Source organism: Aliivibrio sp. A6, from assembly GCF_028765505.1.
Classification (GTDB): Bacteria; Pseudomonadota; Gammaproteobacteria; order Enterobacterales; family Vibrionaceae; genus Aliivibrio; species Aliivibrio finisterrensis_A.
The window spans coordinates 14,860-28,568 of record NZ_JARACR010000029.1 but is presented as its reverse complement, the minus strand read 5'-3'; the positions used below and the strand labels follow the sequence as shown (position 1 = coordinate 28,568).

General features: G+C 39.1%; 14 protein-coding genes. 5 read left to right on the top strand and 9 right to left on the bottom strand.

What is annotated here, in order from left to right:
- Position 1: 1 nt before the first annotated feature.
- Together bioF and bioB are read right to left on the bottom strand one after the other, a co-directional pair.
- A complete protein-coding gene (bioF, locus tag PVK70_RS15275; protein WP_130048864.1) occupies positions 2 to 1,153 on the bottom strand; it encodes an 8-amino-7-oxononanoate synthase in 1,152 nt (383 codons plus the stop codon).
- Positions 1,137 to 2,189, bottom strand: a complete 1,053-nt coding sequence (gene bioB, locus PVK70_RS15270; protein ID WP_274441630.1) for a biotin synthase BioB — start codon at positions 2,187 to 2,189, stop codon at positions 1,137 to 1,139. The genes bioF and bioB overlap by 17 nt, the downstream gene beginning before the upstream one ends.
- Positions 2,190 to 2,349: 160 nt before the next feature.
- On the opposite strand from bioB, the gene bioA reads away from it, so the two are divergent.
- Positions 2,350 to 3,630 carry an adenosylmethionine--8-amino-7-oxononanoate transaminase gene (gene bioA, locus PVK70_RS15265; RefSeq protein WP_130048862.1) on the top strand — a complete coding sequence of 427 codons (1,281 nt, stop codon included), beginning with the start codon at positions 2,350 to 2,352 and terminating at the stop codon, positions 3,628 to 3,630.
- A gap of 92 nt (positions 3,631 to 3,722) precedes the next feature.
- On the opposite strand, the gene PVK70_RS15260 is transcribed toward bioA, so the two are convergent.
- The 3 genes from PVK70_RS15260 to tyrR form a co-directional block, all read right to left on the bottom strand.
- Complete coding sequence (locus tag PVK70_RS15260) at positions 3,723 to 3,932, bottom strand: hypothetical protein (RefSeq protein ID WP_130043693.1); 210 nt, start codon at positions 3,930 to 3,932, stop codon at positions 3,723 to 3,725.
- A gap of 126 nt (positions 3,933 to 4,058) precedes the next feature.
- Positions 4,059 to 4,616: a ribosomal protein S5-alanine N-acetyltransferase gene (gene rimJ / locus PVK70_RS15255; protein ID WP_130048861.1), complete on the bottom strand. Its 558-nt coding sequence runs from the start codon at positions 4,614 to 4,616 to the stop codon at positions 4,059 to 4,061.
- Between the two features lie 9 nt (positions 4,617 to 4,625).
- Positions 4,626 to 6,173 (bottom strand): transcriptional regulator TyrR, encoded by a 1,548-nt coding sequence (tyrR, locus tag PVK70_RS15250; RefSeq protein ID WP_130048860.1) that lies wholly within the window; start codon positions 6,171 to 6,173, stop codon positions 4,626 to 4,628.
- A gap of 151 nt (positions 6,174 to 6,324) precedes the next feature.
- On the opposite strand from tyrR, the gene PVK70_RS15245 reads away from it, so the two are divergent.
- The 3 genes from PVK70_RS15245 to PVK70_RS15235 are packed head-to-tail and all read left to right on the top strand — an operon-like array spanning position 6,325 to position 10,610.
- Positions 6,325 to 7,269 carry a YbgA family protein gene (locus PVK70_RS15245; RefSeq protein ID WP_130048859.1) on the top strand — a complete coding sequence of 315 codons (945 nt, stop codon included), beginning with the start codon at positions 6,325 to 6,327 and terminating at the stop codon, positions 7,267 to 7,269.
- Positions 7,259 to 8,698, top strand: a complete 1,440-nt coding sequence (phrB, locus tag PVK70_RS15240) for a deoxyribodipyrimidine photo-lyase (RefSeq protein ID WP_130048858.1) — start codon at positions 7,259 to 7,261, stop codon at positions 8,696 to 8,698. Before PVK70_RS15245 ends, phrB begins: the two co-directional genes overlap by 11 nt.
- A gap of 52 nt (positions 8,699 to 8,750) precedes the next feature.
- The gene (locus PVK70_RS15235) at positions 8,751 to 10,610 is read left to right on the top strand and encodes an alkaline phosphatase D family protein (RefSeq protein WP_130048857.1); all 1,860 of its coding nucleotides are present in this window, start codon (positions 8,751 to 8,753) and stop codon (positions 10,608 to 10,610) included.
- Positions 10,611 to 10,648: 38 nt separating this feature from the next.
- Here the strand turns inward: PVK70_RS15235 and PVK70_RS15230 are convergent, their stop codons facing one another.
- Positions 10,649 to 10,786 carry a hypothetical protein gene (locus tag PVK70_RS15230; RefSeq protein WP_130043687.1) on the bottom strand — a complete coding sequence of 46 codons (138 nt, stop codon included), beginning with the start codon at positions 10,784 to 10,786 and terminating at the stop codon, positions 10,649 to 10,651.
- A gap of 285 nt (positions 10,787 to 11,071) precedes the next feature.
- Here PVK70_RS15230 and PVK70_RS15225 point away from each other — a divergent pair, with 285 nt between their 5' ends.
- On the top strand, positions 11,072 to 12,019 hold the full coding sequence (locus tag PVK70_RS15225; RefSeq protein ID WP_130048856.1) for a ChaN family lipoprotein: 948 nt from the start codon (positions 11,072 to 11,074) through the stop codon (positions 12,017 to 12,019).
- A 101-nt stretch (positions 12,020 to 12,120) separates the two neighbouring features.
- Here PVK70_RS15225 and PVK70_RS15220 read toward each other — a convergent pair whose 3' ends face one another.
- The 3 genes from PVK70_RS15220 to PVK70_RS15210 are packed head-to-tail and all read right to left on the bottom strand — an operon-like array spanning position 12,121 to position 13,659.
- Positions 12,121 to 12,639, bottom strand: coding sequence for a DUF3833 domain-containing protein (locus tag PVK70_RS15220; protein ID WP_130048855.1), 519 nt, complete (start codon positions 12,637 to 12,639; stop codon positions 12,121 to 12,123).
- On the bottom strand, positions 12,639 to 13,142 hold the full coding sequence (locus PVK70_RS15215) for a chalcone isomerase family protein (RefSeq protein ID WP_130048854.1): 504 nt from the start codon (positions 13,140 to 13,142) through the stop codon (positions 12,639 to 12,641). Before PVK70_RS15215 ends, PVK70_RS15220 begins: the two co-directional genes overlap by 1 nt.
- Complete coding sequence (locus PVK70_RS15210; RefSeq protein WP_130048853.1) at positions 13,090 to 13,659, bottom strand: DUF2878 domain-containing protein; 570 nt, start codon at positions 13,657 to 13,659, stop codon at positions 13,090 to 13,092. The genes PVK70_RS15215 and PVK70_RS15210 overlap by 53 nt, the downstream gene beginning before the upstream one ends.
- Positions 13,660 to 13,709: the final 50 nt, after the last annotated feature.

Sequence of the window (13,709 nt, the reverse complement as noted above, 5' to 3'; positions counted from 1 at the left end):
ATCATCCTAATTCTGTTATTGCTTGGGTAAGCTGTGTAATGTCTTGTTGCGAGTGATTAGCGCTTAACGTAATTCTTAACCGCGCAGTTCCTGTTGGCACGGTCGGCGGACGAATGGCAGTTGTCCACAATCCTTGATTTTTAAGTGCAGCAGAGAGTGTCATTGCCGCCCCCGTTTCGCCAATAATAATCGGTTTTATCGGTGTGTCTGTTTTCACCGATCCTGAAAAACCAGTTAATTCTGATTCAAATTGTTGATTTAATTCTTTGAGCTTTTCACGTCGCCACTCTTGTTGCTGGATCATCAATAAGGCATGAGATAACGCATGAGCTTGAGCAGGAGGCATTGCCGTTGAATAGACATGATGACGAGCAAATTGCGCTAAGTAATCACCACATTCTTGATTACATAACACCGCAGCACCCGATAAACCAAACCCTTTACCAAACGTGACGACTAAAATGTCTGGCGTCACTTGATAAAAATCACAACATCCTCGGCCATTGTTACCTAACACGCCACATCCATGAGCATCATCTACCATTAACCACGCATTATTTTCTTTGGTTACTTTAGCAATATCTGAAAGTGGCGATAAATCCCCATCCATACTAAAAACCCCTTCGGTGACGACCAAAGAAGGTGAATTATCAGACGCAGTTAATAATTTAGTTAAGTGAGATATATCATTATGTTTAAAGCGTTTCATCGTCGCAGGTGACAATATACCCGCTTCCATTAACGAGGCATGATTGAGTTTATCTTGCAGTAAGGTATCGCCTTTTTCTAATAATGAAAAAAGCACCGTTTGATTAGCACTAAAGCCTGAATTAAACAGTAATGCGCAATCAAACCCAAGCCATTCAGCCAGTTGAGATTCCAAATCGGCATGAGGTTTTGAGTAGCCAGTCACTAATGGCGAAGCACCACTGCCACAGCCATATAAAGATAAGCCTTGTTGCCACGCTTGAGTTAACTCTTTACTGCCAGCAAGACCAAGATAATCATTACCTGAAAAGTTAATGTAAGATTGGCCATCCACCACTAATCGAGATTGATTACCTTGCTCTATTACCGTTCTAGAACGATTCAGCCCCGCTTGCTTACGTTGAGTAAGTGCGGAGCTAATACGTTGATTAAACGCTCGCTTCATAGAATAGATCGTCTTTTTCAGGACGAGAAGCAACACGTTCAGCAACGCGGTCTAATAATTCATGCTCTTGAACCACATCTGGTTTTTGCGCAACTTGTTGGCTGTTTACACCTAATTTTTTAAACAGTTGCATATCACTGTCTTCATCCGGGTTTGGCGTTGTCAGTAGTTTACACCCATAAAATACCGAGTTAGCACCGGCCATAAAGCCTAAGGCTTGCATCTGCTCATTCATGCTTTCACGACCTGCAGACAAACGCACAGCCGATTCAGGCATCATGATACGAGCAACCGCAATCAAACGGATAAAATCAAATGGGTCAACGTCTTCAGCATCCTCTAATGGCGTGCCTTTTACTTTTACCAGCATATTGACAGGAACAGACTCTGGGTGCTGAGGAAGATTCGCTAATTCAACAAACAGACCCGCACGATCACTGTCACTTTCGCCCATACCGATAATGCCACCAGAACAGATCTTCATTCCGGCATCACGAACATGAGATAATGTATCTAGACGATCTTGGTACGTTCGTGTCGTAATAATACTGCCGTAAAACTCTGGTGAGGTGTCTAAATTGTGGTTGTAGTAATCGAGACCCGCTTGTGATAATTCACCCGCTTGCTCTGAGGTGATCATCCCTAACGTCATACACGTCTCAAGACCCATCTCTTTGACGCCTTTGATCATATCTAACAGATAAGGCATATCACGTTCTTTTGGATTTTTCCAAGCAGCACCCATACAGAAACGGGTTGAACCTGAGTTCTTCGCTTTTTTCGCAGCATCCAAAACGCTTTCTACTTCCATCAAACGTTCACGGTCAACGTCAGTGCGGTAATGAGCACTTTGAGGGCAATATTTACAATCTTCAGGACAAGCGCCCGTTTTAATTGATAGCAGTGTACTTACTTGTACATGGTTTGTTTGTTGATATTTACGATGTACTAATTGAGCATCAAAGATTAAGTCCATAAACGGCTTATCCATCAACGCCTGTACTTCTGCTACTGTCCAGTTATGTCTCACTTCCACGTGTAAATTCCTTTCGTTAACATGCTATAACCATTGCTATTGCTAAGATCCGACCACTTTTGATTGTGCTTTTTGGTCTCTATTTATACTTGGCTAGTCTACGGTTAAACGATACACTGTCAACCTTAATGGATAGATAAAGTTTACAACTGGTGAATAAATGAACAATAGCGTCGACTTGGATTTTGACCGTCAGCACATTTGGCATCCCTACACATCTACAATTAACCCGCTTTCTTGCTACCCTGTTACTCACGCTAAAGGGGTTAACCTCTATTTAGAAGATGGGACAGCATTGGTTGATGGAATGTCTTCTTGGTGGTCTACCATTCACGGTTACTGTCATCCTCACCTTAACCAAGCGCTTAAAGATCAAACCGATAAAATGGCACACGTGATGTTTGGTGGTATTACGCATCAACCTGCGGTTGATCTATGTAAAAAATTAGTTGAATTAAGCCCTTCTAGATTAGAACAGGTCTTTTTAGCCGATTCTGGCTCAGTCGCGGTTGAAGTCAGTTTAAAAATGGCTCTGCAATATTGGCACGCCAAAGGACAACCTCGCTCGAAATTCGTAACGGTTCGTCATGGATACCATGGTGATACTTTTGCCGCAATGTCGGTAACTGATCCCGATAATTCAATGCACGGTCTATATAAAGGTTTTTTACCTGAGCACCTGTTTGTTGAATCTCCGACCAGTAAATTTGGTGGTGAATGGAACCCTGAAGATATTCTTCCTTTAGAAAAAATGCTGGCTGAACGTCATGAAGAGATCGCCGCCATGATCCTTGAGCCTATTGTTCAGGGCGCAGGCGGAATGCGTTTATACCACCCTCAATATTTAAAAGAAGTCCGCCGTTTGTGTGATGAATATGGCTTACTTCTGATTCTAGATGAGATAGCTACTGGCTTTGGACGCACAGGAAAGTTATTTGCTTGTGAACACGCAGGCATTGAACCCGACATTATGTGTATTGGTAAGGCACTTACAGGCGGCTACATGACATTATCTGCAACACTCACCAGTAAAGTGGTTGCTGATACTGTATGCAGTGGAGACGCCGGATGCTTTATGCACGGACCAACCTTTATGGGAAATCCATTGGCCTGCGCTGTTGCGAATGCCAGTTTAGAACTGATCCAACAAAATCATTGGCAGACTCAAACTAAACAGATTGAAACCTGCTTTTCAGAATTACTGCCTCAACTTAAAAAACACGATGTGGTTGCCGATGTTCGATGGCTTGGTGCAATAGGCGTTGTGGAATTAACCACGCCTGTTGAGATGGAAAAAATACAAGCGCACTTTGTCGAGCAAGGGGTTTGGATACGACCATTTGGTAAGTTGATTTATATGATGCCGCCGTTTATTTCTCAACCTGAACACATTACTAAGTTGGTTAATGCCATTGATAGCGCATTAAGCGATCTGTTTTAATTCAAAAGAGCAGGTTAAACCGACATAAAAAAAACCGATACCTTTGAATAAAAGTGTATCGGTTTTATTTACTTTTAACGTCAAGTTCGTCGTTATTTTACTTTCGGTTCATTGGTAAAATCATCTTCTACAAGCTTGTAGATAATGAAAATAGCCAGTTCTAATAATGCGGTCAGCACCAAGCTCATGATCACGTAGCGCTCACTGAAAATACCAATACCATGTAGCACGGTTGATTGAATAACAAATGCACCAACAATACCTAAAATCAACAATTGTAAAAACTTAATGAACTTCAGCATGTAAATTCCTTCTTTATTATCATTGTCTTAAAAACCATCGTTATAGAGTACACCAATTAAACGACTTCTCTATGCTAACTTTCAATTTAAACCGTTCTTTCTTATATTTATGCCACAAAAATAGAATTATTCTGGCACCCAATCGGGGTTTATCTTAGAAGTCAGAATATGGTCTTCCCATGCACCATTAATGTAGAGGTAATCTTTTGCTTCCCCTTCTTTAACAAAACCAAGCGCCGATAACACATTGCCGCTTTTTTTATTATGGGGAATATACGCGGCCATGATCCGATGAAGGTGTTGAACCGTGAACATCCAATCCACCGTATGCTTAAGTGCTCGCTGCATAATCCCATTGCCTTGATAATGTTCATCGAGAGAATAGCCCACATGACCGGCGTGGAATGGAAAACGAGTAATATTACTAAAACTCACTGAACCAATAATTTTCTTCTCCTGAGTATCGAGGATCACAAAATAAAACGCCAAATTATGCTTATGTAACTCAACCAATTGCAATAAACGTTGCTTCCAACCTTCCGCAGTAAAAAAAGAATTCGCACGCTTAGGCTCCCACGGCGCTAAATGGTGACGATTACGCATAAAGTAATTAGCAATCATCACAGAATCACTGCTTTTAATTAGACGAACTTGGTAATGATCAAACTCAAAATGCACATCCATGTCGTTCCCCTATTTTTTCCCTATTCCATAATCTCGCAATTTATTCGCTATCGCGGTATGCGAAACGCCTAATCGCTTAGCTAACTTACGACTTGAAGGAAAATCACCGTATAATCCAGTTAGGATCATTGATTCATACGATTTCATTATCTCATCCAATGTTCCATCTACATTGATATCCATCATACTTGCTGTTTTCGCTTCAGATATTGGCAGCATAAAGTGAGAGGTCTCTAACTGGTTTCTATCCATTTGAGTTAACGCTTTTAGTGTCGAGCTTTTCAGCTGACGAACATTCCCCGGCCATGAATAACTGCGTAAGTACTCATACACATCTTCTGAAATAGAGGGTTTCACAATGCTTAACTCTTTACATAACTGAGCAACAAAAAATTCAAATAAGGTCGCAATGTCTGAAGGGCGCTCACGCAGTGGCGGAATTTCTAAAAATAATACGTTTAAACGGTAATAAAGATCCTCTCGGAATACGCCTTGTTCTACTAAGTCTAGTAGCTCTTTCTTACTTGCGCCAATGATCCCAACATCCACGTGGATCTCTTTTTCTTCACCCACTCGACGGAAATTCCCATCTTGAATAAAGCGTAACAGCTTGATTTGCAAGAGCGGGCTCATTTCACTGATCTCATCAAAGAAGACCGTGCCGCCATCCGCTTGTTCAATGATCCCTTTTTTGCCTTCTGGCATATTGGGGAATGCACCTGGAGCGTAACCAAACAATTCGGTTTCAGCGACATCATCAGGCATGGCTGCACAGTTAACCACCATGAAGGCTTTTCCTGAACGAATAGACGCATTGTGACAAGCACGCGCTAACATCTCTTTACCTGTGCCTGTTTCACCTTGGATCAATAATGATTGATCAATATCGGACAATTTTTTTGCCTGCGAGATTAACGTTTTATATTTCGTTGATGATCCAACAAAATGCTCAAAGCCAAGATTCGATGATTCTGGAATGAATGGACGAGCCAGTGTTGAATCCATAGCTGGTTTAATTATCACCACTGCGCTAGCTAAGATCGAGGTGTTATCATCATCAGTAATGTATACAGGCATGATTTCCATCACGTAATTCATGCCTTCAATATCCATAGACTCTCGCTGACGAACGCGCGACTCTTCTAGCCAATACATCACATTAAAATTTGGTAATAATACATTCGCAGGCTCACCAATGAGTGCCTCTTTATCTCTATTAAATAAAGACGCGACAGCCTGATTCGCATTATCGATTTTCCCTTTAAGGTTAATCGCAAATACCGGATCAGGTAAGGTGCTTAATACAGCGAGTAATTCCATATTACGACGTTCACTTGGTAAAAATGGAATTTTACGAACATCAATAACACCCTCTATTCTTCGAATTTTTGCCATTAATTGACTAAACTCATCAAAAGCGACTTCTGGAAAATTAAGATAGATTAACCCGGCTTTATTAATCTCAATATCTCGTAAATCAATATTCTGAGACGCGAGAATATCTAATAATTCACGGGTTAGACCTAATCGATCTTTACATTGCACTTCAAGACGCACAAAAGCTTCCTTAACTAAGATAGGTGTCACAATATGTTTACAGTTAGTTTGCTCGACTACAAAAAAAGAGTCAAGCTGAAGTGATCCAAATAGAGAGTTAATTCGTTTAATTACTCATTAGATAATAAAAATAAGCAATGGAGAATCAATCATGGATATTAAAGTTGGTATAAGTTCCTGTGTTAACGGTGAAAGTGTTCGTTTTGACGGTGGCCATAAAAGCAATAAATTTGCCTCTAAAGTCCTTGCCCCGTACTTTACTTATGTTCCTATTTGCCCAGAAGTAGGTAGTGGTATGTCAGTACCAAGGCCGACAATACGTTTAATCACAAACGAAGAGAGAATTGCCCTTGTTGATTCAAAAGATGCATCTTTAGACTACACTGATTCAATGGTCGAATTTTCTCAAAAAACGGTTGATAGACTGAAAGAAACAGAAATGTGCGGTTATATAGTTTGTGCGAATTCACCAAGCTGTGGCATGGAACGAGTTAAGGTATACAGTAAAAACAGTGCGACAAAAAATGGGGTTGGTCTTTACACTCAAATCTTAATGAAAGAAATGCCTTGGCTGCCAGTAGAAGAAGACGGCCGATTGAGTGACCCTGTACTTAAAGAAAACTTTATTACTCGTGTTTTTTGTTTAAATGACCTGTATAAATCTATGGATGGTGAACCAACCGCGGGGAAGATAATTGCCTTCCATTCTCGTTATAAATACACCCTGATGTCGCACTCTACCGTTGGGTACAAAACCTTAGGTAAATTAGTTGCTAAAGTGGCGGAATATGACATTAATGAGTTTTTTGCTATTTATCGAACACAACTAATGCAGACGATGGCGATCCGAGCTTCTCGTAAAAACAATACGAATGTATTAATGCATCTACAAGGCTATTTTAAGAAAGAATTAGAGTCACCACAAAAAGTAGAATTGGCTCAAATAATCCAAGACTATAATCAAGGGTTATTGCCTTTGCTTTCACCAATTACCTTAATTAAGCATCATTTAGGTATTCATTCCAATGAGTACTTAGCAAAGCAATCTTTCCTTAATCCATATCCTCAAGAACTGAGGTTACGCTATGGATTATAAACCAACCATGCAATGCGTTTGGTTTCGTAATGATTTAAGAGTGGCGGATAACCCGGCGTTATCTGCTGCTCTTGCAAATCAAGCCCCTACTGTCGCTATTTTTATAGCCAGTGAATTGCAATGGCAACGACACAATAAAGCCTCAATTCAAATTGATTTGATAAAGAGACGCTTACTTGAGCTTGAAAAAGAGCTTCACTCATTACATATTCCTTTGCTGGTATTGTCGTGCCCTTGGTTCAAGGATGTTCCACCACAACTGCACGCATTATGTAAAGATCTTGGCATATCACATTTATTTGCCAATAAAGAATATGAGGCTGACGAATTATGCCGAGATGCAGATGTTGTAACACAACTCTCTGATGTTCAATGTGCTTTTTATGACGCCAAATGTGCGGTACAAGTTGGCAAAGTACTGAATAAAACTCATCAACCTTATAAAGTTTTTACGCCATTTAAAAAGGCGTGGAGAGAATACTTTTATCAACACTTTCCAACCATTGAAAAAGTGACCGCTTCAGTTGAATTATCGGCGACACAGTTAAGGTCACTTAAAGAGTACCATGACCATACATTTACTCGCTCTATAACAAATGAGAGCAAGGCGTGGTCTGTTTCAAATAAAACGATACTTAATGCCATGCGTCAATTTTGCCGTGAAAAATCACAACAATATAATGACCAACGAGATTACCCAGCCATAGAGGGAACAAGTCAACTCTCTCCTTATTTGGCTATTGGCGCAATTTCAGCAAAACAGTGCATTTTACGTGTGCATTTGGAAGCGAATAATCAATTAACCCAAGGACAAGAGATCTGGCTTGATGAGTTAATTTGGCGAGAGTTCTACACTCACCTACTTCACTTTTATCCGTTGTTATCTAAAAACCACGCATTCTTGAGTTTTGACAAATACATTCAATGGAACAACGACCACGAAAAATTTGAGCTGTGGTGTAAAGGCGAGACTGGATTTCCTATTGTGGATGCCGCAATGAAACAACTCAACAATACGGGTTGGATGCATAACCGGTTACGGATGATCACCGCCAGTTTTTTAGTTAAAGATTTACACATTAATTGGCGCTGGGGCGAGCGTTATTTTATGTCTAAATTAATTGATGGTGACTTTGCCTCGAATAATGGCGGTTGGCAGTGGTGTGCATCAGTAGGTTGTGATAGTACACCTTATTTTCGTATATTTAATCCCACAACACAAAGTGAACGATTTGATAATAAAGGGATTTTTATCAAGCACTGGCTACCAGAATTAACAACGCTAACCGGAAAACTATTGCATCACCCTAATAGCAAACCACTATTAAAACCAGATAATTACGTAGAGCCTATTATTGAGCATGCCATACAACGGTTAAAGACATTAGATATCTATAAACACGCCAAAGCTCAGGATGTTGCAAGTTAACCATAGCAAGTATTATGATGGTCTCATCTGTTATTAAGAGTTGTATTAATTGATGTCTAATTCACTGCCTTTTATTCTTGCTGGACCTATGGTTCGAAAAACGACTGCTCATGAGATTAACCTATGGTTATCTACCTCTAAACCATTACATGGTCGAACGAAGATCAGTACCAACAATGATGAGTACGAGTTTGAGGTCACGCAAGAACAAGGCATTCAATTAGGCCAATACGCTTGGGTTTATCTTCTACGCTGCCAAGCTGATTTCCCGATTAATCAACGTATCGAATATGATATCGACACTCAAGATGGCTTATTGTCACAGTTGGTTCCCGACGCATTATATGAAAATGAATCTTCTTTTACCTTATTCATAAAAGACAAGGCTGATTATGTCTTACATGGTTCTTGTCGTAACCCTCATTATGCCAGTAAAGACAGCTTGGTTATCGCAAACCAACAGCTAAAAACACAAGCCCTTGAAGAAAGAGCTGCTTTGTTGATGATGAGTGGCGATCAGATCTACGCCGATGATGTGGCTGGGCCTATGTTGCATGCCATTCAACAGATTATCCCTCAATTAGGATTATTTGAAGAAACGCTAGCTCACTCAGAGTTCAGTAAAGATGCTGAGTTATATGCCCACCCATATAATTTATACCGCAGAGATAAGATCTTGCCGCACTATGTCGAGAGGAAGAATTTTTTATCTCGCTGCAGTCTGTATCAAACTCGCCCTATTTTCAGCTCAACAAAGCATGAAAACCATTTAATGAGTATTGCTGAATTTTTTGTCATGTACTTGCTCGTATGGTCTCCGACTTTGTGGAAGCGTATTACTCTGCCAAACTCATTGCCTAACCTAGAACCAAAATGGCAAAAAATGTGGCAAGAAGAAAAACAACAGATCGATCTTTTTGTTGCAGGCTTAAACGATGCACAGCAACTGTTTGCGCATATGCCGACTTACATGGTTTTTGATGATCACGATATTACCGATGATTGGAATTTAACGATTGGCTGGGAAAACGCCGTGAATGGTGATCCTCTTGCCTCTCAAGTCATTGGCAATGGCTTAATCAGCTATTTTCTGTGCCAAGGCTGGGGAAATAACCCAGAGCAGTTTGATGAAGCGTTCCTAACATCATTCAGAGCGTTATTTGCCAATTACGACAACGCACAACATCATAAATTAATTTGGCAACTTACGCGCTTTGAACAGTGGCATTATTCCATTCATACCACGCCAAAAATGGTGGTGTTAGACACTCGAACTCGCCGCTGGCGCTCAGAATCCAACACCAATAAGCCCTCTGGTTTGATGGACTGGGAGGCTTTGCTCGATCTACAACATGAGCTAATTAATCAAGAATCGATCATTATTGTCTCGGCAACACCAATATTTGGGGTTAAGTTTATTGAGGCCCTACAAAAAACCATGACGATACTTGGAAAACCATTAATGGTTGATGCCGAAAATTGGATGACTCATCCAGGCTCTGCCAATACCCTGCTGAGTATTTTAACTCACCCCAAAACGCCACAAAATTTTGTGATCTTATCAGGTGATGTTCATTACTCATTTGCTTATGATATTAAGCTACGTCACAGCAAGTCTAGCCCAGATATTTACCAGATCACCTGCAGTGGCTTTAAAAATGAGTTTCCCAATAAGCTATTACGCGTATGTGATTTTATGGACAGAGTGCTTTATAGCCCGCATTCACCATTAAACTGGTTTACAAAGCGTAAGAATTTATTAGTCACTAAACGAGATCCATCAGTAAACAACCAAGATAAATTAATAAATCAAAGTTCAATTGGGGAGTTAAGGTTAGATGAAAAAGGCAAGCCAACACAGATATCTATTCTGACTGCAGAAGGAAAATCTATCTCGTTCTTGCCTAAGTAACCTCATTAAAATGCGTAGATTACGCAGGAGGTTAGTGATTAATCGTTGAGGGTATTGTCTAGGTTACTCTCAACATCCATTGAAATATGGAAATACAGGCCCGCTTCAAATGCATCTAGCCATTCTAATTCCACTTCTTCACGATATTTTGTTTTTTCCAGATTGTTATTACTCATCGTTATTTCCTTATTTGAGTTTACTTCTAACTCTCCGTTAGATAAATCTTACATCAATCTAAATAAAACCAATTCCAGGAATTACATTGATATAAGGCTTTGATTATACAGATATCGAATTACAATACTGTGACAATAGTGCACAATTTCTTAAGCCGTATTGACTGTATGTCGTTATTCTAACAATCGCACACTCATCACATAACTGGGAATGATTATTATTTAGATTGATAATCTTGACTATTTAACCTAATCTATAGGTCTGTTACTTAATGAATTTTTATTATGAAATCCACCATTTTATTTTCTCTTACTGCTGTTTTTTTATTGTCAGGCTGCAGTCAACAAATTCAACCAGCATCGGCACCCTCTCAAGCGATCGCTAGTTTTTATGATTATCAATTGCTATCACCAACAGGCTCTTCGCTATCTCTTACCGCTTTACCTCAAGAAATCGTTGAGGCTGATGTGATTCTTATTGGTGAATGGCACACTCATGCTGGCATCCATCGCTTTCAAACTGATTTATTCAAAGAACTATCTACAACAAACTCAACATTAGCGCTATCTATGGAGCAGTTCAGTCGTGATAAACAGACGGTTGTAGATGAGTACTTAACAGGGGGAATTGGCGAACAAACGCTAATCTCTGATGCTAATGCATGGCCTAATTATGAAAGTGATTATCGTCCATTGATTGAAATTGCAAAAACTGAAGGCCGTGATGTAATCGCTGCAAATGCCCCAAAACCAATCGTAAAATGCATTGGACAACAGGGTATTCGCTATTTAGATAAACTCGATATTGATGAAAAGTCATGGTTAGCTACAAACATCGACCTTTCTGATTCTGCTTATAAATCAAAGTTCTTATCTTCGATGCATCATGGTAATGAAGAACAAACTCAGAAGCAATTTGCAGCCCAAATGACGTGGGATGCAACCATGGCTGAAAGTATCGTTAATTACTTAGCTTTACACCCTAAAGCTCAAGTAATGCATATTGCAGGAAAATTTCATATTGAAAATGGTCTAGGTACTGCGGCACAAATCACCAAATTAAACCCAAACCTTAATGTTGTTGTTATTACTCCAATTGAAAAAGTGACTAATGAAGGCTCTGACTATCAATTAAAAGTATTAGCGCCACCAAAACGTTTTGTAAAACAAGAAAATATGATGAAAGCATATAAAACGATTAAAAATCGTAACAATGACCTTGTTTGTAAATGATTAGCGAATAAGAAATAAAACCACTCACTTCGACGAGGGAATTAAAGTGAGTGGTTTTGGCTTAGTGTCATTTTTGATTTCAAGGTAGTTACTAATTACTTTTATTTTCGGATAACAAGTACGACTTCACCGACTTGTACACCCCATTTATAAATAACAGTTTGGTTTATCACCACATTATCTGATATTTGATAAATCCAATCATCAAATTCAACGTTATATTCTGAATCATCAACATTCAATACCATCGCATATTGCCAATTAAGTGCATTTCCTGCGCTTATACCACTGGCTTCTTCTGGGATATCATTAGCCGTTCCTGTGTAGCGGTTCTCTCCTATTTCTTGTATAACCCAAGTTCGATTTTGCTTTTCACCATCACTGAATAAGAATTGTTCATCTAAGGTCAGTGTTTTGTCATTCCAACTGGCTTGAAGATCAGCAGTAAATGTTCTTATTACTCTTCCATTAAAACCTTTTACTATCCCCTCTGCTTTTAAATCACCTTGAAAAAAAGAAGTCATCGAAAACACTGGCTTATTATCCGCATAATCATTGATGTCCTGCGAAGAACAGCCTAATAAAATAACGCTAACGATAAATACGAGAATTATTTTCATTATTTTTCTCCTATTAATTCAAGTCGCAATTCAGGGTAAGTGGTTTTTTCAGACACCCAAATATCAAGGAACAGTTGAGAAAAATCTTTACTTGCGATTTTTCCAATCGGTTTATCATTTAGAAAAAACTGATTATTCCCTATCTCATCAATGCTAAAAACCAATTTATCTTCAGGTTTTACATCTGGAAATACTTGCTCTAATTCAAGCAGCCACGAATCTAAATCAGGGTGTTTAATTGATTGCTCTTCCCACTGCTCTTTAGTCGCTTTAATTAAGTTTTCTTTAGTGATGTTACGATAATATTCAATCTCGAGCGCCTGTGGATATTGACCATACTGAAATTTTCCCGAACTGGTAAAAAGTTGTGCCTCATACACTGAGATTAAAAACCATGACAGTTCTGATTTACCACTACTTTGCAAACCTTGTAACGGCGCGGCTACGACACTATTTATTGTTAACAGGCTTACTATTGTGAGTATATTTATCAATTGTTTCATAACTCTTTCCCTCATTATTTATTCTTGCTCTTAAGCGTCTTTGAATAATAATAAATACGGGTAAGTTGACTGCCCAGATCACTCCAATTGAAAATAAAGTGATTTGATATGAATATGAGAAATCTACAGCCCCTAATCGATGACCTGCTAAATAGTTTAATGGCCCAGCAATCGCACCAAGTAAAGCAATTAAACCAAGATGAAAGCGTGATAACCAACCTAAACTGTGATTAATAGCAAAACCAAAATGACACCATAATAAAATAAGCCAAACAGGAATAAGTGCATTATTTGGAAATTGATACACGCCAGTAAATGACAATAACACATCACCAAAAATACCTAACAGCGAAATTAAAATGAGTAAATAAAAGTCTATTTTTCGTGTTGGTGATACTAAAAGATGAAGTAATATTGAAACTAATAAAAAAGGGATCGCTTGCTGTTGATAAAGGATCACAGAAAACCAAACCAATTGAAACCAAACTGCATTAATGAGGGGGAAATAACGTAACATTGAAGCCTCCTATAATACCAACCTAGATGCACTATCATTCAAAGTTTATC